Origin of the sequence: Microcoleus sp. S13_C3 (genome assembly GCF_036700905.1) — a bacterium.
GTDB lineage: Bacteria > Cyanobacteriota > Cyanobacteriia > Cyanobacteriales > Microcoleaceae > Microcoleus.
This window is the reverse complement of record NZ_JAUBPT010000081.1, coordinates 1-20,196: the sequence shown is the minus strand read 5'-3', so window position 1 is coordinate 20,196 and position 20,196 is coordinate 1. Positions and strand designations below refer to the sequence as shown.

General features: G+C 43.3%; 15 protein-coding genes. 9 read left to right on the top strand and 6 right to left on the bottom strand.

Annotation, left to right across the window (positions count from 1 at the left end):
* Both QUA16_RS21235 and QUA16_RS21230 read left to right on the top strand, forming a co-directional pair.
* Positions 1-159: a hypothetical protein gene (locus QUA16_RS21235; RefSeq protein ID WP_333105270.1), complete on the top strand. Its 159-nt coding sequence runs from the start codon at positions 1-3 to the stop codon at positions 157-159.
* Between the two features lie 132 nt (positions 160-291).
* The gene (locus QUA16_RS21230; protein ID WP_333105271.1) at positions 292-849 is read left to right on the top strand and encodes an EF-hand domain-containing protein; all 558 of its coding nucleotides are present in this window, start codon (positions 292-294) and stop codon (positions 847-849) included.
* 103 nt (positions 850-952) lie between these two features.
* Here the strand turns inward: QUA16_RS21230 and QUA16_RS21225 are convergent, their stop codons facing one another.
* The 4 genes from QUA16_RS21225 to QUA16_RS21210 all read right to left on the bottom strand — a co-directional run bounded on the left by QUA16_RS21225 (position 953) and on the right by QUA16_RS21210 (position 7,411).
* Positions 953-4,492 (bottom strand): WD40 domain-containing protein, encoded by a 3,540-nt coding sequence (locus tag QUA16_RS21225; RefSeq protein ID WP_333105272.1) that lies wholly within the window; start codon positions 4,490-4,492, stop codon positions 953-955.
* A 128-nt stretch (positions 4,493-4,620) separates the two neighbouring features.
* Positions 4,621-5,970, bottom strand: coding sequence for an AAA-like domain-containing protein (locus tag QUA16_RS21220; protein ID WP_333105273.1), 1,350 nt, complete (start codon positions 5,968-5,970; stop codon positions 4,621-4,623).
* A 208-nt stretch (positions 5,971-6,178) separates the two neighbouring features.
* A complete protein-coding gene (locus QUA16_RS21215; RefSeq protein ID WP_333181324.1) occupies positions 6,179-7,180 on the bottom strand; it encodes a pentapeptide repeat-containing protein in 1,002 nt (333 codons plus the stop codon).
* A 57-nt stretch (positions 7,181-7,237) separates the two neighbouring features.
* Entirely contained in the window at positions 7,238-7,411 is a 174-nt protein-coding gene (locus QUA16_RS21210) for a hypothetical protein (RefSeq protein ID WP_333105277.1), read from the bottom strand.
* A 281-nt stretch (positions 7,412-7,692) separates the two neighbouring features.
* Between QUA16_RS21210 and QUA16_RS21205 the strand changes: the two genes are divergently transcribed.
* Complete coding sequence (locus tag QUA16_RS21205; protein WP_333105278.1) at positions 7,693-10,329, top strand: adenylate/guanylate cyclase domain-containing protein; 2,637 nt, start codon at positions 7,693-7,695, stop codon at positions 10,327-10,329.
* 95 nt (positions 10,330-10,424) lie between these two features.
* Here QUA16_RS21205 and QUA16_RS21200 read toward each other — a convergent pair whose 3' ends face one another.
* Positions 10,425-10,775, bottom strand: coding sequence for a four helix bundle protein (locus QUA16_RS21200; RefSeq protein WP_333105279.1), 351 nt, complete (start codon positions 10,773-10,775; stop codon positions 10,425-10,427).
* A gap of 198 nt (positions 10,776-10,973) precedes the next feature.
* On the opposite strand from QUA16_RS21200, the gene QUA16_RS21195 reads away from it, so the two are divergent.
* The 6 genes from QUA16_RS21195 to QUA16_RS21170 all read left to right on the top strand — a co-directional run bounded on the left by QUA16_RS21195 (position 10,974) and on the right by QUA16_RS21170 (position 18,969).
* The gene (locus QUA16_RS21195) at positions 10,974-12,464 is read left to right on the top strand and encodes a cyclic nucleotide-binding domain-containing protein (RefSeq protein WP_333105280.1); all 1,491 of its coding nucleotides are present in this window, start codon (positions 10,974-10,976) and stop codon (positions 12,462-12,464) included.
* 446 nt (positions 12,465-12,910) lie between these two features.
* Complete coding sequence (locus tag QUA16_RS21190) at positions 12,911-14,002, top strand: substrate-binding domain-containing protein (RefSeq protein WP_333105281.1); 1,092 nt, start codon at positions 12,911-12,913, stop codon at positions 14,000-14,002.
* Between the two features lie 59 nt (positions 14,003-14,061).
* The gene (locus tag QUA16_RS21185) at positions 14,062-14,895 is read left to right on the top strand and encodes a class I SAM-dependent methyltransferase (RefSeq protein ID WP_333105283.1); all 834 of its coding nucleotides are present in this window, start codon (positions 14,062-14,064) and stop codon (positions 14,893-14,895) included.
* The gene (locus QUA16_RS21180; RefSeq protein WP_333105284.1) at positions 14,895-15,560 is read left to right on the top strand and encodes a hypothetical protein; all 666 of its coding nucleotides are present in this window, start codon (positions 14,895-14,897) and stop codon (positions 15,558-15,560) included. Before QUA16_RS21185 ends, QUA16_RS21180 begins: the two co-directional genes overlap by 1 nt.
* 41 nt (positions 15,561-15,601) lie before the next feature.
* Complete coding sequence (gene pstS, locus QUA16_RS21175; protein ID WP_333105285.1) at positions 15,602-16,618, top strand: phosphate ABC transporter substrate-binding protein PstS; 1,017 nt, start codon at positions 15,602-15,604, stop codon at positions 16,616-16,618.
* 272 nt (positions 16,619-16,890) lie between these two features.
* Positions 16,891-18,969 (top strand): iron uptake porin, encoded by a 2,079-nt coding sequence (locus QUA16_RS21170; protein ID WP_333105286.1) that lies wholly within the window; start codon positions 16,891-16,893, stop codon positions 18,967-18,969.
* On the opposite strand, the gene QUA16_RS21165 is transcribed toward QUA16_RS21170, so the two are convergent.
* Positions 18,966-19,145: a hypothetical protein gene (locus QUA16_RS21165; RefSeq protein WP_333105287.1), complete on the bottom strand. Its 180-nt coding sequence runs from the start codon at positions 19,143-19,145 to the stop codon at positions 18,966-18,968. The genes QUA16_RS21170 and QUA16_RS21165 overlap by 4 nt on opposite strands.
* Positions 19,146-20,196 lie beyond the last annotated feature (1,051 nt).

The following is a 20,196-nucleotide window of genomic DNA, read 5'->3' as shown; positions in this document are numbered from 1 at the left end:
TTGACTACTAAGGGTAACAATGCTATCCGTGCAAAAACATGGGCATCGCCCAACAGTTCTCCTTGGCAACTCTCTATGATTTCTTGGAATGTCTTGGAATTCAATGCGATCGCCCTTGTAACTTCATTTCAAGGCGATACCTTCGGTAAGCTTCGCTAACGCACCCCCTTCCCCTCAAACCCAATTAATCGCAAAAGTAGGAAAAGTAGGGCTTTTATCAAAAAAAGTGGCTTTATTTTCAAAACATGATAAAGTTTAATCTGTTATGTACGAATCGCAGGAGAATCATAAATGTTAAGTCAACTATTGCACAAAAAACACGCTAAAAATTTTCAGGTCTACGATTTAGATGGAAGTGGATTTGTAGAACTAGCCGATCTGGAAATTTGTGCCAGCAATCTGGCTAAACTGCGTAATTGGGAACCAGAATCATCAAAATTTCTCGAATTAAAAGCAAAATATTCAGCAATCTGGGCGAAATTTTGGCAGCCTGCTGATGTTAATGGGGATGGTAAAGTTAGCTTAGAAGAATATCTGAAGGTAGCAGATAGTTCGATTAGTAATTTTTCTGATTCAACCGAACTTCAAGACGCTCACAAGAATAAAGCTAATGTGATATTCGACATTTTGGATGCTAGTAATGATGGGCAAATTAGCCTGAGAGAATATCAACAATTTTGTGTAGCTGTTGGTCTGATCCAAAAAGATGCTGAAACAGCTTTTGCCCATTTAGATAGCGACGCTGATGGACATATTTCACGCGATGAATATCTCCAAGCCTCCAAAGAGTTTCATCTCAGTGATGATTTGAATGCTTCTGGTAATTGGCTTTACGGTTCTTATGAATAGACCTCTCCAAAAACTCCCAAAGCCTTTATAATTCATCAAAAATCTTTGAGGTAACGAAGATTACCCTCTAACCCTAAAGTTCGTCCATTCATATCGTTGATGTCTATTGGGGAGATCGATCGCACAAATGTCTATCCCCCTCCACCACCTCCGCATTAGTCCGCAGATAATCTCGCACCCAATCGCAACCCGCCGCCACCACCTTATCTAAATCTACAGACTGCTCTAAATTCCACAAAATTACCGTTTTATCCTCAGAACCCGAAGCCAGAGTTTTGCCGTCAGGAGCAAAAGCTAATCCCTTAACCCCAGCACTGTGTCCAATTAGATTTGCGAAGAATGTGCCGTCAGACTTCCAGAGTTTGATTACCCCATCATTACTCCCTGTAGCAATTGTCTGGCTGTCAGGGCTAAACGCTACACTCCAAATCCCAGAATCATGTCCCTTAAGAGTATGGAGTAACTTTCCGTCACGACTCCAAAGTTTAACCATCTTGTCTTCACTTACCGAAGCAATAAATTCGCCATTAGGGCTGAAAGCGGCGTTCATAACTGCACTATCATGAGCTTGAATAGTCTTGAATAAGCTATCCTCACTTTTGACTTCTGATTTAGAATTTAAAACAGAAGCTAAACGCCAAAACTTTAGTGTTTTGTCGCCACTACTCGATACCAGTGTCGAACCATCGGGACTAAAAGCCACCGCCCAAGTCCCCGCCGTGTGTCCTCTAAAAATAGCGATTTCGCTGCCGTTGACGCGCCAAAGTCTGACTGTGCGATCGCTACTCGAAGATGCAACCATATTACTGTCAGGGCTAAAAGCGACTTTCCTAATATCACCCTGATGTCCTTTGAGACTATGAAGCAATGTACCGTTTGGGCTCCAAAGCTTGATTGATTGGTCAGCACTAACAGTAGCAATTGTTTTACCATCTGGACTAATAGCAACTGAGCTAAACTGAGGATTTGGCCCTTTTAAGCGCCGATTGCTAATCCCATCCTTGCCCCAGAAAATAACCTCCTTTGGACTCGATGAAGCCACTAACCGTCCGTCATTGCTCAAAGCCACTCCCCAAACTCCAGCCGTATGTCCCCGCAGAATTGTAAGCATTGGACTGCGTAATTTCCAGAGTTTTACAGTGCCATCCCAAGATGCAGAGAATAGTGTGTCGCCCCTGGGACTAAATGCAATATCTTTAATGGCACTGTCATGACCTTTAATAGCATTCAAAGAAGTACCATCGAGACTCCAGAATTTTAGCATTTGGTCGTCAGAACCAGAGACGATTATCTCCCCATCTCGGCTGAAAGCTAGTGCGTTAATTGCCGCATCGTGTGCGGTAAAAGTCCTTAACAAATTGCCGTTACGTTGCCACAGTTGCAACTTGCCATCTCCATTGCCTGTTGCCAGGATTTTGCCGTCAGGACTAAAAGCAAGTGAGAAAACAGGAGATTTAATATCTGAAATTGTTTTTAGCAATGCGCCATCTCGCTGCCAGAGTTTTACAGTGCCGTTATCAGAAGCCGAAGCAATCAACTCTCCATCGGGGCTAAAAACTACTTGCGTAACGATCGCACCATGCCCTGTCAAAGTCTTTAGCAATGTGCCATCGACGCGCCAGAGTTTCAGCGTACTGTCCGCACCGGATGCAACAATCAGTTCTCCGTCAGGACTAAACTTGACTTTGCTAGCTGAAGCTGTAAACCCTTTCAAAGTTTTCAACAAAGTACCGTCACGCCGCCAGATTTTGACGGTTGTATCTCCACTTCCTGAAGCAATAAGCTGACCGTTGGGGCTGATGTCTACTCCTAAAACTGGGCCTTGATGTCCTTTGAGGGTGCCCAGCAATCTGCCATCGCGGTGCCAAATTTGGATGCCATCTTGCAAGGTTGCCACAGCAATCATCTCGCCATCCGAACTGACATCTAATGTGTTATTGGCGGAAGCATAGCCCGAAAAGCGGTTAGATTCAACAGATCCATAAATTGACCGCCGCAAAGCTAACTCTACCATTGCTTCTGTCTGTAAGTCGGTTGATGCCAAATGTTTTAGTTCTCTTCTGGCCCTCAGCGCTTCAATTAAAGCATCTAACCTTTTATCTAAGGCAAAGAGAGCTCCCGAATATCTAGCCATGCCTTGAATTTTTTGTATTTCCTCATTGCGTTGGCTAACGAGCGCTTTTTGGTACTGGAAGAACGCGAATATTCCCGATGCGATCGCGATTACTAACGCGAACGAAAGTCCCGCAATCAAATAACTTTGGCGTTTGGCACTCTTTTTCTTTAGCGCCAGCCTCGCTTCTACTTCTTTCAGACGTTCTGCTTCTAAAAAGAATTGCAATTCTTGTCTGTCTACTTCCTGGCTAGCTGCTAAAAAATGATAGTCAAAATCGCTTAAACTTTTACCTTGAGCCCACATTTGAGCGTCTTTTAAAGCTTGTCCGCGCAAGAGGCGGGAATTATCCTGTTCCCCTGAAGCTACCCAAGCATCAAACACCTGCGAGTAAGGACGCAATGCCGCTAATTTTTTTTCAATCCATAGCAGGTTAAATACTTGTTGATAGATGCGATTTTTTACCTTTAATATTCCCTCGTATCGGACGACTAAGCCACTCAGTAACAATTCAATCTGTTCTTGACTATCATCAGTTTTTATTTCAATTCCTTGCACAACTTTTTGATAAATGCCGAGAATTCTACCAGTCCGCTGACCGTTACGTTCAATGCGATCGCGAATAGTTCTCAGGTGTTCCGGTTCATCCTGCGATTCCCAACGCTCAATGATGCGAGTTTTGACCAAGTTCTCAATCCAGAAGGATTCCGTACCCAGTGGAATACTCATCTTGCCACCGTCTTCGATTGTCCCCTGACTCAATTGCACAACTAAATGGCATAACTTCTGAGTCAGAAACGGTTGTCCAGCCGTCCAGTCTAAAATCGCCTTCACAACCGATGCCGACTGTTCCACCGTCTTTTCCAACCCTTGAATTAAGGGAGTCACTTCGTCCCAGTCAAACCCTTTGAGTTCTACAGCCTGCCCAATATTGAACGGTGTCTTCGTTCTGTCTCGAATTAAATCCGAGGGAGTAGCTACCCCAAAAATGGCAAACGTAATGCGTTGATATTCTGGGTTGATTGCCCGTTGGTTATAGCAGAAGCGAATGAAGGCAAAAAAGTCATCAATAGAAAAGTTAAGACCTAGCAGACTATCAATTTCATCGACAAAGATAAACAACTGTTGTTGGGGAAACTGTACCAGTAGCAATTCCTCAATAAACCACCGCAGCCGTTGCAGTAAACCGAGATCGTTGCGTTCTTGCCACCAAGTTTTCAGGTTCAAGGTTTCCAGTAGCCCCAACTGTCGCCATAAATCACCGACGAATCCCTTGTACCATTGCAGTGGAGTAATTTGTTCGCTCCCCACCACACTCAAATCGACAGCAGCGCAGTGAAAGCCGTCTTGTTCAAGGCGATGCTTGGTTCGCACCAGCAGTGAAGATTTGCCCATTTGCCGGGAGTTGAGGACATAGCAGAACTCTCCTCGCTTCAGGCTCTCATACAGTTGCGAGTCGGCTTGCCGCTGCACGTAAGTGGGTGCATCAATGGTTAAACTGCCGCCTAGTTGATAGCTATCTTGGGGCATAAAAACTTGATTATTGAAATAAATATCTTAAAGGTAGAGTACCTTTAATGTCAAGGGACTACTTTGGCAAGAGGGTTCATGTCTATCGGGCGATCGCTATCAAAAAACCCTACCCCTGTATTCAATAATTAAGAGAAATAATTTTGAAAATAATCTCGATATAGCTCACAGCTAATAGTTAATTGATGGTCGGCAATATGCACCAACCCTAAACTTTTCAACTTAAATGCCACCTCCATTTCTAACTCAATGGGGGCATTTAAAACCTGCCGGAAAGCATTAGATAATTTAGGATGTTGCTGAAGATTGCTCAATTGATAATGAAGATGTTGTTGATAAATACCCTTATCAAGAGTAGCATTTTGAAGTAATGTTTTTAGATGAATATTTAAACGAATACTTTCATATAAAGCTACTCGGATTAAATACGGAAAGCCACCAGTCAGCTTCATTAACGGCTCAAGTTCAAGCGCCGTGAGTGGAAGTTGGTGGCGTTGAGCTAAATCCTGCACCTGTTCTGGGTTAAATGTCGGCAGTTCGATCGCCAATCCTACATTAAATGGAGAACGATGGGTGGGTAACGGAATGTAAACTTCAACGGCATGAGCCATCACGACTCGTAACTTTTGCCAAACCGAAGTATCCTTTGTTTCCTCATACCAGGAACGCAACAGCACGAAAAAATCACCAGCGAGTTCTGGATACTCAAATAATTGGTCGATACCATCTAGTGCTAGAATAATAGGGTTAGAGATTTCCTTGAGGATATAACCTTGAAAATAAATCGTGCTGTTCATCAAGGCTCCCATATCCTCATCCCAGTAGTCATTTAATTTAGATGCCAAACCCAACTGCTGAGTGACATTAGTACAGAACCAGCGTAAGAAGCGATCGCTCGAAGCAAACACCTGTGTGCCAGCGCAATGTAAGTTAAGCCTCACTGTGTGGTAATTCTGACTGCTGCCATAATCCAGAATTCGTGCAATTAGGGAAGTCTTCCCCATTTTTCGGGGTGCTTTAATACGAATAAATGCCCGGGGTTGAAGAATTTCTTGATAGCAGATTTGTTCAATAGTCGATCGCTCAACGTACAGACAGGAAGCCAGGGGAACCTGTCCTTCAGGAGATTCTAAAACGTAGCGTTCCGCAGTCAAGCCCACCCCAGACATTGCTGTTGTTGTCTCAGTGGGCGAAGGATTACTTGGATTTAACAAATGATATTCTAGGAGCGCCGGGAGATTTGTCTTATTAACTTTTTCCCCGATCGCCTGTGAAAGCAACTGCCATAACTTAGGTGCAACTGAAAACTTAATATAGCTTTCCGAATAATTATTTTCTTCAGCAATTTGAGCGTAAGTTTTTTTGTATTCAAGTAAAGATTCTCGCAAGATTACCTTTTGAATATAGTTAAGAGAAAACCCTGTTTCTGTAGCAACTAACTCGATCGCAAATTCAACAAGTTCTTCAATATTTTTCATTAATAGCAATTTGCTAATACATCACAGCGGAAATAACCCACCAGCTCAACAATGTTAAAAAGCTGCTTATTTTACAAGCTTTCTTCCCTCCCGCCTCCCGCCTCCTGCCTTCTGCCCTCTGCCTCCTGCCCTCTGCCTCTTCCCTCCTGCCCTCTGCCTCTTCCCTCCTGCCCTCTGCCTCCTGCCTCCTGCCTCCTGCCTTCTTGCACTAGGTGGGAATATTCAAGGCTCCATTGGCTCTGAGCCACTGCTTCTGTTGGCAAGTTAATCCTCGGGCGTCTGTAAAATATGCTCTTTTGACGCGAGCACCAGAAAAATTAGCACCCATTAGCTGAGTATCTTTCAAATTGGCGTGTCTGAGATCGGCCTCAACCAAATTAGTATCTCGCAAAACTGCTCCCTCTAGATCGGCTTGAAATAGAGAGGCTCCTTTTAGATTAGCGCTGCTTAAGTCAGCGCCCACTAACTTGGCTAACTCTAGAGCAACTCGGCACAAAATTGCTTCTGTCAAATCAGCATATCTCAAATCAGCCCTCACCAAATCCGCCTCTGTCAAATCAGCTTTCTTTAGAATTGCCTCATTAAGCTGGCTCTCCTCTAGATCAACTCGCTGTAAAGAAGCTTGGCTTAAGATGGCACCTTCCCAATTTGTCTGACGCAGATTTGCTTCATCGAGGTTGGCTGCCGTAAAATCGGCCCCTTTCAAGCTTGCTTTCAATAAATTGGCTTGACTCAGAGTTGCTTCAACCAAACAAGCGCCTTCTAAAGAGGCTTCACTTAAATTAGCACCCTTTAAACAGGCAGAAGTTAGATTTGCATGATTCAGCAGAGCATGACTCAGGTTGGCGTTAACTAATGTGGCTTCCTTTAAATCCACCCAAAAAAGGCTGCTGTGGAGCAGACAGGCTTCACTTAAGTTTGCGTGTTTTAAGGTAGCTCGATTCAAATCTGTCCAAACCAGATTTGTGTCGATTAAGCTGGTGGAACTCAAATCAGCACTATTAAGGTTGGCATAACTAAAATCAATTCCCTGTAGGTTAGCACCCTTCAGGTCAACTCGACTAAGGTTAAGATTTTGAAAATTTCGCTCCTGCTCGGCATAGCGCTTAAGAATATCACTGGCATTAATTATGTTCATGAGCATTAACGAGGCATTGCCCGGTTTAACAATTGTTTTTGAACAAGCTCGATTCTGATTCCCTGCATTCATGTTGTTGCCGTTTATACCGATACTCTATTTTCGCTAGTTTCTCAGAGGGGGAGCCTCTCATATTTGTAAAAACACTTCTTCTGGCTCCTTCCTTCTTCCTCTTTCCTTCTTCCTCTTTCCTCCTGCCTTCTGCCTCCTGCCTCCTGCCTCCTGCCTTAAAACTCCAATTTCTAGCTTAACTGCAAAAGTGAGATGCTCCCCTCTGAGGGAGGCTGTAACTGATCTCTTCATAAATTTTAGAGCAAATTGGCTGAGTTTAGCGAAAGTACAAAAATTGAAAGGGATGCAGCAAACTCAAATCCTTATCTATCTTCTTAATAAAAGATTCTGGCGTTGTAAGCTGTAATTTGTAACTTTTCCTACTTTTCCTACCTTTCCTACTTTTCCTACTTTTCCTAAATAAACAATTGTATGCAAAAAACTTGTGGAATGGCTTGACTTAAACAAACTTATCTGATATATATTAAAAAATCAAACCAAATAATTAAAAAATTAAAAAAGCCTAGAAATATATGTTAAATCCCCTAAATCGTTTACGTCAGTTCCGTAATAGCTCACTAGATAATCTCCAACTAGGTAATCTCAAACTGGGTAATCTCAAACTACTGGGCGACTGGACAATTCAATCCAAGATGCAAGCGTTGCTCCTAGGAGTTAGCCTTGGTTCTGTAGTCGTAGTTAGTGGGATTGGTTGGTATCAAACACAAGCCACTCTCAGAAACAAAATCGCCGAGCAACTTGCAGGTATCAGCAGCACCAAAGCCGAGCAGTTTGAATCCTACTTTGAAAATTTGAACAACCAAGTAGGGATGCTGGCAGCAGACAGCAACGTTGTTAAAGCAATGGTGGACTTGAATGGGAGTTTCCGCAACCTGGAGCGCAACTTTATTCCCACCGAATGGGATACAGCGCTGGATACTTACTACACCGACCAATTTTTCCCTCGGTTGAAAACAAATCTCGCCCCACAAGAAGTGACCCCCAGTGTCTATCGTCCCACCGGACAAGCAGCTCGCTATCTCCAGTATCACTACATTGCTGCTAATCCCAACCCAGTCGGAGAAAAAGACAAGCTACTCGATGCTGGTGATGGCAGCAATTACAGCAAAGCTCATGCCAAATATCAAAAAATATTTGCAGGAATTATCCAAAAATTCGGTTATTACGATTTATTTTTGATTAATCCTAAAACAGGGGATATCATCTATTCCTATTTTAAAGAGACAGATTTTGCGACAAATCGACTACAGGGTTTTTACGCCCAGAGCTCACTAACTGATTTGCTGCAAAAAGTCCAGTCAAATCCTACACAAGGTAGTATTCAGGTTGCTGATTTCAAACCTTACCGCCCCTCTTATAATGCTCCAGCCGCTTTCGTGGCAACACCCATTTATAGCGGTTCTAACATGATTGGCATCTTGGCAGTGCAAATTCCCATTGAAAAGATCGACCAGGCTATTAGCCGGAGTAATAATTGGGAAGGCAGTGGTTTGCAGAAAACGGGGGAAGCTTATTTAGTCGGGCCGGATTCCTTAATGCGTTCGACATCCCGTTTTTGGGTTGAAGACCCCAAAAAATATCAAAACACTGTTCGTTACACGGGGACTGACCCGATAACTCTGCAACTGATGGAGAAATTCAACACTACCATTGGCTTACAGAAAATCAACTCTCCCGCCGCCGAAGCCGCCTTAGCAGGAAAACAAGGCATGATGGTAGACCGCAACTATCGGGGGGCAGAGGTATTGAGTTCCTACGCTCCTTTGAAGCTGAACGGCTTAAATTGGGCGATTCTGGCAGAGATGGAGGTGGGGGAAGCTTATCGTCCGCTTTACACTTTACAGCTAATTTTGTTGATTGCGGCGGTGCTTTTTCTACTGGGAACGGCGTTTTTAGCGGCAATTGCTGCCAAGATTTTTACCTCTCCCCTGCGTCGTTTGACTGATAGCGCCCGGAGACTTAGTGCCGGTGAACTGGATGTGGAAGTTGATGTGAAATCCCAAGACGAGTTTGGGGAATTGGCAACCGAGTTCAAAGAGGTGGCTAACAAATTACGCCAAACTGAGGAGCAACTGGAAACCAAGAAGCAAGAAAATGAGAGTCTCTTGCATAATATCCTACCCAGTGCGATCGTCCAACGCCGGAACGAAGGAGAGTTAGTAATTGCCGACAGCCTCAAGCAAGTAACCATTATCAATGCCCATGTGGCAGGTATTGCTGAGTTGAGCAAGCAAATGTCACCAGTAGAGATAACAGAACTGCTGACCAGACTATTTGATGAATTTGACCAAGCGGCAGAACATTTTGGCGTAGAACGGCAAAACACTCTTAGTACAGATTATGTAGCAGTGTGTGGACTCACCCAAGTCAGATTTGACCACAGCAAACGAACGGTTGATTTTGCCCTAGCCATGTTAGACATTATCCAACGCCGAGAAAATGGTCGTCGTAATTTTGCTTTGGGTTTACGCATCAGCATTCATGCAGGCCCAATCACAGCAGGAGTAGTCGGAACCCAGAAATTTGGGTACAGCATCTGGGGAGAAACGGTGTATTTGGCAAGCCGTTTACAGAGCCAAACGGAGTTGAACTATATTTTGCTAAGTCAGAGTGTGTATGAACGGGTAGCAGATAGCTACACATTCGTGCAGAACCCTTCGGTGAATATTGAAAATCTAGGAAATGTAGAAACTTGGACGTTAGTAACGGCCCAAAAGTTGATGACAAGTCAGGTGGACTTGGTTCAGTCATCTTTTGAAAAAGTCAAGCCTATTTCTGGGAAGATTGCCGAACTATTCTACAATCGGCTGTTTGAATTAGCACCTTCTTTTCGTCCTATGTTTAAGGGGAATATGAAACCGCAGGAAGATAAGTTAATGGCTACGCTTGCTATCGCAGTCCAAGGCTTGCGTCGCCCCGATACAATTATCGGTCCCGTCCAGAAGCTGGGTCGCCAACATGCGGGCTTTGGCGTCAAGTCTGAATACTACGATACCGTCGGCGAAGCTTTACTGTGGGCTTTAGCGCAAGGACTGGGTGAAGAGTTTACTACGCCAGTGCAAAAGGCATGGGAAGAAGCTTACACATTCTTGAGCGAAATTATGAAAGAAGCCGCAGCAGAACTTGAGTTGGAAAAAATAGGAGTTTGAAGGAGGCAGGGGGCAGGAGGCAGGAGGCAGGAGGAGGCAGGAGGCAGGAGGAGGCAGGAGGCAGGAGGAGGCAGGAGGCAGGAGGCAGGAGGGTTTTAAGATTTGATTTTTTGAATGCTTGAAACTAAAATTCCTTGAAACCTATCGACTTCTTCCAAAACAGGACTAAATAGTTCAGGAGATGCTAATCCGACTTCCTTGGAAATAATCAACTGAGTGTCAAGTTCTCGAAGCGAACCTAAAGCAATGTGTAGAAAATGGATATATTCGTTTTGCGTTCGTCTTCCATAGCCTTCGGCTATATTTGATGGTACAGAAACTGCCGAACGTCTAATCTGGCTAGTTAATCCGTAAAGTTCAGATTTCGGGAATTTTTCGGTAAGTCGATAGCAGTTAATAGCAAGCTTGACTCCACACTGCCAGATAAATTGCTCTCTGTAGCTCATGGTGAACGAAGTTAGAAATAGGAAGTTGGGAGAAACTATACTAAACAATTATAAACCTCCTCCTGCCCCCTGCCCCCTGCCTTCTCCCCTTTACCTCTTGCCTCCTGCCTTCTCCCCTCTGCCTCCTCCTGCCTCCTGCCTCCTGCCTCCTGCCTTCTGCCCCGCTACTCATTGTTTATCATTCGTTAAAAAACACTCATGGATAAATCACTTCTGGGATGGCTATTGCTTTTAGGTCTGGGATTTCCCTTGTTTGGCATACTGCTTGGTGAAGCCGCTGCAAGATTGGAACGCGAGCAGCACCCCTTAGCAATTGGTCTGCGTCAGGTGCGCGAGTATCTGTTACCGCCGTTAGCCGTGCTATTGGTAATGCGGCAGCTTTTGAACGTCGCTGGCAAAGATTCCTGGGCACGTTTTGTGGAAACATTAACTTTGGTGGCCCTGATTGTAGCGGGACTTTCTTTAGTCAACGCCCTACTGACTACAAAAAAAGAAACTATCAAATGGCAAATTCATGTCCCTAACCTGTTCTTTCAGGTAGCTAGGGGTGTAGTTATCTTAGCGATTGGCTATCACATTCTTAATGGAGTTTGGAATATAAGTTTTACTGGCTTGGGTTCCAGTGTAGGGATAGCTTCAGCGGTAATTGCCCTAGCGCTGCAAGATACCCTCAGCAACTTGGTATCAGGATTGCTGCTGCTATTTGCCAAACCCTTCAGAACGGGTGACTGGATTGAGGTAGACGGAAAGCAGGGGCGGGTACTAGAGCAAAACTGGTGGTCAGTCACCATAGGAACTCCTGCCTGGAAGTTAAACGTTCCCAATGGGGTATTGTCGAAGGCAAGGATTATCAATTACGGTCAGGGAGCAATTTGGAAAAATATTTCTGCCAGCTTTTCTTACGACGACTCTCCTAATCAGGTGATTCCAGCATTAAGTAGCTTGTTGGAGGGTATAGATATGATCGAAGGTAAAGGTTTTGCTGAAGTTAGTTCCTATGGAGACTCCAGTATTACTTACGACCTTTGGTATAAAGTGCTGCCTGAAAAATCTATTCTCGTTGCTCCGGAACTCAAATCCCGACTTTACTATCTGACCCAGCGTTATGGTTTTACCGCCCCCTATCCGATCGCAGTTCAGTACAGAATCGATGCGAAACAAGGAATACCGAGCCGGATTCCCCAAGTAGTAGAGAACCGCCAAGAGGAATTGATAACTTATTTGCGATCGCTGCCTTATTTCCTAACGCTCAATGACACTCAGATTGAAAAATTGGCTGAACAAGCTAGATTTAAAAGCTACGGTCAAGGCGAGCTAATTATTCAGGAAGGGAAAGAAGACGAGGGACTTTATCTTATGTTCAAGGGTACGGGACAGGCTTACCTAAAAGATGAAAAGGGCGATCGCAAGATAGTGGACGAGCTTGAACTTAACGAAGCATTTGGTGAAATGGCTATTTTTCCAGGAGAATTAAGTCCAGTTACAGCGATCGCCAAGGCAGATGTTGAGGTTGTAGTCATTCCCGCCGAAAAGATTGTCGAAGCAATTGAATCTAACCACAAATTTGCCTCAGAATTTCTCCAATATATCGAAGAACGAAAAAAAATGGTTCTAGTTGCCAAAGGAATTAAGGAGGATGTAAAGCCACCGAGCAATAACAATGGTAGCCGAGTGCAAGTGAGAAGATAGTTAAACAGTTGACATTTGACATTTGACAGATGAAGCGTGAGGTTTTTCGGATGAATTTACAAAAACATTCCGCCCTAAAAGCGGAGTTTTCAACCCTGAATTTTGATAAAATTATAGCAACTGCCCAGGGGATGCCGGACACGAGCGATCGGACTAACAGGTAGCTTTTATTACTTCTGTTTCCTGCTTCCTACCTTCTGCCTCCTGCCTCTTGCTATCCTGAAATTAGCGCTAAAATAGTGATTTGTTTGGTAATTTTAGGCTTGACTTTTCGGGTTAAATAGTGTAAATTTTGTTTAGTAGTAAAGTTTCAATTTTACTTCCAACAAATACGCTACCTTCAGGTCAAGTAAACCCTACATTTTTAAGAAAATGAGACTAAAAATACACTAACAAATTTCCTATTTTTTTCAATTTTCCTCCTAACCACCTGGGTGGCTCCATATATGTCATCAATCAAGATGAGGACAAGTAGAGCAAAAAATTACATAAATTACTTATTTTTGCTCAACATAGTTTTAGTATTAACAGCCTGCGCTGGTCAATCCAAAACCTCCAAAGCAAATATTGACAATAAAGCTGGTGCGGATCAAGCTTCCAAAGAAAACTTGGGTATTCAGAAAGTCGAGGGGAAATTAGTTAAATCACCCTCAAATCAAGACTCCGCTAAACAGGGAATTGTGTTACCCGAAGTCACCCCCCTGGAACTGGAGGGAACACTGGCGATATCGGGAAGTCAGGTAGTTTTGCCGATTAGTCAGGCTATTGCTCAACGCTTTATCCAAGACGGCTATCCCAGCAAGATTAATCTCGCTGGTATTGATACTCAGGTTGGCTTCAAGCTATTTTGCGAGGATAAAAAGGTAGATATTGTCAATGCAGTTCGCCCGATTACCAGTCAGGAGTTAGCGGCCTGTGCCAAATCAGGTGTTGAGCCGATCAACTTTCAAATAGCCACCGATGCTGTGACCATTGTAGTCAGTTCTCAGAATAGTTTCCTCCCAAACAGTCTGACCCGCGACGAACTGGCAAAGGTATTTACTGTTCAAAAGTGGTCAGATGTCAATCCCAAATGGCCAAAAGAGCTGATTAAACGCATTATCCCAGCGGGGGCTACTACTGGCGGCTCTGTTGACCTGCTTTCCCAAGCTATTTTCCAAGGGAACGTTAGTCAACTTACTAATGCTCCCAATACGGTATTTTATGACTTTGTAGAGCAGTTGCACTCAGAAGCTTTAATTAATCCCTATATGATTGGCTTTTTAGAGTATGCCTCCTATCAACAAAACCGAGACAAGTTGAGGGCGATCGCTATTGATAGAGTAGACCCTTTCCTGTCAACATATCCGATAACTCGTCCGTTGTATATTTATGCGGATGCCAAAGCGATTCGGCAACGACCGGAAGTAGCAGGATTTGTGAACTATTACTTGACCTATGTGAACGAAGAAATTTCTAGTTTGGGCTACTTCCCAGTTAAACAAACCGTATTGGATGAATCAAAAACTAAGTTTTTACAAGTGAAGGGGAATAAATAGTTGTTGAATTAAGCAAGTCAGACAAATTAGTTTATTGGACAATTATTAACATTTAAACCATGAACGCAAACAGAAACTCAGGCGAGTCTGACAAGCAAGTGCCAAATTATTACGACCACACCGATACCCACAACTTCTATCAAAAAGTCAGTGGTGGCGAACACGTTCATATAGGTTTATTTAAACACCCAAATGAAGATTTGGAAGTGGCTAAGAAGCGTACCACACAATATATGGCTTCTCTACTCAATATCGATGATAAATGTCGGATTCTAGACCTCGGTGCAGGGTATGGAGGTGCAGCCAGATACCTAGCCAAAACCTACTCCTGCCGAGTCTCTTGCTTAAATATTAGTAAAACGCAAAATGCCATTAACTTCCAGCGCACTCAAGAGCAAGAATTAACAGAGTTCATCGATGTTCAAGAGGGAAATTTTGAGCAATTACCCTACTCAAATTATAGTTTTGAGGTGATTTGGTCGCAAGATGCTATCTTCCACAGCAATACACCCGAAAAGGTTTTTCAGGAGTGTAGTAGGGTATTAGACGATGAAGGTGAGTTCATCTTCAGTGCTGTCATGCTTGACGATAACATTACCACTGAAGATAAGCAGAAATTAACTCAATATTACTCACTGAAGCTGCAATATTTACAGACCTATCGCCATCTGGCTAATCAGATGGGTTTATGTGAAGTAAAAATAATTGATTTGTCTGAGAACATCAAAATCAACTATTCGAGATTGCTGGAAAGAATGGAAGTTTTGCAATCAGAAAACAATCAACTTTGGAGTTTTGAGTTCTACACAAAAATGAAACAGAGGTTACTTGACTGGGTTGATGCTGGAGAGAAGGGACTGATTCGCTGGAAGATTTTGCACTTTCAAAAATAATGAACAAGAAACAACCAACCAAAAAAATGATGATTTTCTACACAACTACTTGGCAGAAAATTTTAACACTCACAGGAATAGCTGTGCTAACTTCCTCTGTTTATTTGGGTGATGCTCAAGCTCAATCTCTCACTAACAATAGAAGTTTATCTCCGAAGGCAGAAGGCAGAGGAGCCACTGAGAAAGCTCATAAAGCCTCCTGCCTCCTGCCTCCTGCCTCCTGCCTCCTCCCTGTTTCATTAATAGCCCAAAATCTAGGAGGAATAGTCCGAAAAATACCCTTGGAAGAAGTAGCACTTCCAGCAATGTCTTCAGCAAAGACAGCGACTAATGCTGCATTTAACCAAGCCCGAATTGAACTGAAGTCAGATGGTTCGTTAATATACATACTCAGAGGTCAAAACCAACAAGGCTTTGAAGTTGAAGTACAAGTTACTCCCACTGGCACTCTTATTCAAGTTGACGAGCAAATAGAGTCCAGTGGAGTCCCTGAAATTGCTCTAAAAGCTTTCAAAAAATGGGCTCCCAATGACCCACTTATCAGCACTTGGCGGAGTACCCGTCTTGGCGAATTTTTCTATCAATTTGTCATTCGGGATTTTTGGTTAGAAATTGCTGCTGATGGTAATAAGGTCGTCATTTACCGCAAAAAAATCAATATTTAGCACATCAACAGTCAAAATATGCAATTTGGCGGCACAGATCCATGAAGACATTTACGATCGGTAATTGGCAGAGAATTGTCGCTGCCACACTAACTGCAACAACAATTGCTTTCACTACTAATGTTGCTGGGGCGCAATTACTTAAGGGTGGTGGTGCTTCTTTTTCCGAACCTCTTTATCAGCGCTATAGTGCAGAATACGAACGGGAAACAGGTGTCAAGTTTAACTATAGTTCCATTGGCAGTGGTGGTGGCATTCGCTTGTTCATGAATAAAACTGTAGACTTCGGAGGTACTACTTTAATTCCCACCCCAATTGAGAAAAATCAGATGGAAGATGGGTTGCTGATGGTACCAACAGGAGGAGGGGCAATAGCCATTGTTTACAACCTTGAAGATGTGACAGCCGATGTCAAGTTATCTCGCGAGCAACTGGCACAAATATTCACAGGTAAAATTGCCAATTGGAACCAGGTTGATTCCCGTTTTCCTAACAAAAAGATTCAAGTTGTAGTTCAATCCGACAGTAGCGGTACTACCTTGACTCTCACTAAATACTTGCGAAAAATTACGGGTGGAAAGATAGAAGCTAGCCGGGAACCTAATTGGGGATTTCAGGTTTTCGCTGCCCTTCCTCAAGATAGTGCAGTGGCTGGAGAAGTACGAAGGATTGATGGTGCGATCGGCTATGTCCAAACAAGCTTTGCTCGTCAGAACAATCTGGCTACAGCTAGGATTGAAAATCGGGCTGGTCGTTACGTGGAACCGACTTTGGCAGAGACTGAAAAAGCCCTAGCTAATATAAAGTTTAACGATGACTTTACGACGGAAGATATTGATGACCCAGAAGATGGCTACCCCTTGGTTAGTTTGAGTTGGCTACTATTTTATGAAAAGTATCCTAACGAAACTCTTGTCCAAGCTAATAAGAACTTGTTGACATGGATTTTAACTAAGGGTCAAGCATTTAATCGAGAATTAGGGTATACAAAAATTCCCGAAGATGTAGCTAATAAAGTGATTAAAACTGCCAATAATGAATTGAGGGTTCGTCCCTAATAAAGGAGGCAGGAGGCAGAAGGTTTTATTCAGAAGGGGATTCGGATTCCTGCTGTCGGGAGAGCTACCAAATTTTTAATGTGCTGGGGGTATTAAACCCTTGCTCCATGAAGATCGCAGCAGGAGATAGAGGGCAGTTTTCCTCCTGCCAAGAGCTTCCTGCCTTCGGAGATAAAAAGGCTGGTTATCCATTGTCTGTATGAGAAGAAGGAGAAATTGTGAGCAAATTGAGTCTGCCATTGTCGCTAACCTCATTAATACTGGGTTGTAATGTGTTAATATTAGCTCCTGTCTTGGGACAAGCAAATATTTCTGATACTCCAGAACCAGAATTTCAAAAAACTACAACTGCAAATTTGCCAGAGAAGGATGAGGCTACTAAGCAAGTTATTAGATTGGCAGACACTTCAGGTGTTATGGTTACATCAACTGATGAAATTAACAGGACTAACGAATCTTTGCGTCCATCATCTGTAACAACTTTCAACTCAAATAATTTTGAGGAAGCATCCCAAGACTTCTCAGTTAGTAATATTGAACCCTCGAATATCCCCCCAACTCCCCTTGGAAAGGAAGGGGGCTATTTTACCCCATTTTTAAGCTGGAGCGAAGGTGAGGAGGCTAGGGGCGAAGGTAAGGAAGTTAGGGGCGAAGATGAGGAGGTTAGGGGCGAAGCTGAGGAGGTTAGGGGCGATCGAGTCTTATCCGAGAAGTATAGGGAAGAATCTTTGAGTAATTCAAATGTGATTTCTAGCATCTTGGAAAACCAAGTATCTTCAGGTAATAGGTTGCCCTCAGTAACCTCTAATGATGAACCTCAAGTCCAAGAAAGTCCTACTAACCAATTACAACTGCCTCAACTATATAGCCAACCACCAGATGCTATGGAGGAAGTTACCAGTGTCACAGACTTGCGAGATGTTAGTCCGGGGGATTGGGCTTATGAAGCGCTGCGAAGCTTGGTAGAAAAATATCGCTGCATTGCTGGTTCTGGTCAAGGTACTTTCGAGGGTAATCGTGCTATAACCCGTTATGAATTTGCTGCGGCCTTGAATACTTGCTTGATAAAAATTGGGCGTACAATTTATAGCTTGAGCAATACATTTCCCAATCGAGAAGAGTTGGCAGTTGTACAAAGGCTACAAGCAGATTTTGCTACTGAACTGAAAACTCTCACAACTAAAATAGAGAATTTAGAACAGCGAGTAGACTCTCTTAACGACAATCAATTTAGCACTACTACTGTTCTCCGGGGGACAGTAGATTTTAATTTAATTAGTGCTTTTGGAGATCGGAAAGCTGTTCCTTCTGGGAAAAAGCCCCGGGAGGACTTGAATGAAAATCTCACCTTATCAGCGCGCCTAAATCTCAACTTTGATACCAGTTTTACAGGTCGAGACCGATTACGTACTAGCATTCGGGCCGGAAATGTCAGCAATTTTGGTAATAGTGTGACTGGAACAGATATGACTCGCCTGATTGGTGCCACTGACACTACCAATAATATTCAGCTAGGCTCGTTGTTGTATGAGTTTCCTATAGGTAAACGCGGTAAAGTAATGATTGCACCTCGTGCAAACTATCCTACTCCCATTTTCCCTGCACTTAATCCTGTTTCTTCTATTTCTAATTTTGGTGGTGAAAGTCCTATCTATTCGTTTGCTTCGGGTACGGGTGCTGTAGTTTATTATAATTTTACCGATAAAATTGCCGCTGGTGTCAGTTATTCAACTATGAGTGGTAACAATCCAGTTGAGGGACTGTTTGGCGGTCAATATACTGCTTTAAGTCAGTTAACTTATACTCCATCTAATCGGTTAGCGATCGCTTTTACCTATGGTCATTACTACGCTTTGGGTTCAAGTGTTAATGTAACTGGGGGTAAGGGCAGTAGATTTGCTCAGTTGCCTTTTGGAGAAAGTACAGCGACTTCTTCTAATGCTTATGGGTTACAATCTACTTATAAGTTGAGCAATAAGTTGATTTTAGGCGCTTGGGTTAGCTATTTTAATGCTAGGGCAGAGTCTTCGCCCCGTGTTAATGGTTTAGATGGTTCACAGGGATCTAGTGCCGATATCTGGAGTTGGGCAGTTACTGCGGTAGTGCCAGATTTGGGTAAGTTAGGGAGTCAGTTAAATTTTGTCTTTGGGATGCCCCCGAAGGTGACAAGTAATGATGTTTCTTCTCGCTTAGACCGCGATAGTTCGCTGCATTTTGAGCTATCTTATCGTTATCCACTTACTAACAACATTTTTCTTACTCCGGGAGTTTTGTTGATTACTAATCCTGAGCATAATGCTGCTAATGATAGTATTTGGATTGGGTTATTGCGAACTACTTTTACGTTTTAATTAAAACTAGGGCGTTGCAAACGCTGAATTTCGATAGTCGCTACAGCGGCGACTTCTCCTGCTACTCGTTCATGGGTTCCTGTCGGTTGCATCTGGACAGCTACTCCATCACGTAATTCAAAGCGGTCGTAACCGTCTGGATACCAGTCCATAAAATCTTCTAAGGTAATTGTCATTAATTTTGGTAGGGCTTAAATCATCTGTCATTCCTTCGAGCGTTGATGTCTTTTATTTTACCGACTGGGAGGGCGGCTCAAATGTTTAGCGCGCCCTGAGAGAGGTTGAACAATCAACATTGTACCTATACGCTCCGATGAAACTTGACTATTAATTCAATTCAGCGGCCACAACTTGACTATTAATTCAATCCAGTCTTTGTTAAAAACGCTAAAAAATCACTAATTTTTGTGGAGCACTAAAGTCAGGCAAGTGCCGTATAAAGTCAGGTATTTGCAGTATAAAATCAGTGACATTACAGGCATTTGCAGGGGCTGCACTCTACCTGTATTTACCCGAAAATATCCTGCAAATGCCTGCAATTTTATGCCAAATTACTGCTTTTTTGTGTCGAGCGTACATTTGCCTGTTGAGGCAGGTTCTGGCTGTTTAGTTTTGGTAGCAAGCAATGTTTTTGTGATCACAAACCGTGACTAATTCGTGCTGACAAAAAATAATGCACCTTTATGAATGGGGCATCCTAGGTGTCAAGGCGCTTGATTTTTACCCGATATCCAACTGTGCTGATTGCACGAACATTGCTCCTGCTGTTGTGGAGACCCTTGTGACAGCATCGGCGTCAATTGCCCCAACTGTCCCGATCGCACGCTTAGCGGAGCGATCCTCACTCGCTCTCTTGTAAACTAAATTTTATGCCTGATAGGAAGCTAGGGAAAAAAGTTAGGAGCAGTGGTAGCAATAGCAATGTTGGGAGATATATTTATACCGATACCGGTAAAGGAAAGTTCCGGCTAAGTTTTCTGAAACTTATAGTGCTCACGCTCCTACCTACAACGGCTTCTCTTCGGCCGGGGCGATCGCTGTATTGACTACATGGCGATTGCCCTTCAACGAGCGCCTTGCAGTAAATTAAAGTCGCCACACCTTGAGTATTCGCTATTCGCGAATGTAGAATAAAGGAAACAATGCGCTCGCTCATCCGCTATGCTAAAACCCCAAGATATCCTTGCAATACTCAAAGTCCACAGTTGGGATTCAACGAACTGGACG

Coding starts and splice junctions, on each gene's coding strand:
- QUA16_RS21215 (WP_333181324.1), bottom strand. CDS start 7,180: ATGAATGCAGGGAATCAGAATCGAGCTTGTTCAAAAACAATTGTTAAA.
- QUA16_RS21180 (WP_333105284.1), top strand. CDS start 14,895: ATGAACAAGAAACAACCAACCAAAAAAATGATGATTTTCTACACAACT.
- QUA16_RS21165 (WP_333105287.1), bottom strand. CDS start 19,145: ATGACAATTACCTTAGAAGATTTTATGGACTGGTATCCAGACGGTTAC.
- QUA16_RS21185 (WP_333105283.1), top strand. CDS start 14,062: ATGAACGCAAACAGAAACTCAGGCGAGTCTGACAAGCAAGTGCCAAAT.
- QUA16_RS21210 (WP_333105277.1), bottom strand. CDS start 7,411: ATGAAGAGATCAGTTACAGCCTCCCTCAGAGGGGAGCATCTCACTTTT.
- QUA16_RS21230 (WP_333105271.1), top strand. CDS start 292: ATGTTAAGTCAACTATTGCACAAAAAACACGCTAAAAATTTTCAGGTC.
- QUA16_RS21195 (WP_333105280.1), top strand. CDS start 10,974: ATGGATAAATCACTTCTGGGATGGCTATTGCTTTTAGGTCTGGGATTT.
- QUA16_RS21205 (WP_333105278.1), top strand. CDS start 7,693: ATGTTAAATCCCCTAAATCGTTTACGTCAGTTCCGTAATAGCTCACTA.
- QUA16_RS21200 (WP_333105279.1), bottom strand. CDS start 10,775: ATGAGCTACAGAGAGCAATTTATCTGGCAGTGTGGAGTCAAGCTTGCT.
- QUA16_RS21190 (WP_333105281.1), top strand. CDS start 12,911: ATGTCATCAATCAAGATGAGGACAAGTAGAGCAAAAAATTACATAAAT.
- QUA16_RS21220 (WP_333105273.1), bottom strand. CDS start 5,970: ATGAAAAATATTGAAGAACTTGTTGAATTTGCGATCGAGTTAGTTGCT.
- QUA16_RS21225 (WP_333105272.1), bottom strand. CDS start 4,492: ATGCCCCAAGATAGCTATCAACTAGGCGGCAGTTTAACCATTGATGCA.
- pstS (WP_333105285.1), top strand. CDS start 15,602: ATGAAGACATTTACGATCGGTAATTGGCAGAGAATTGTCGCTGCCACA.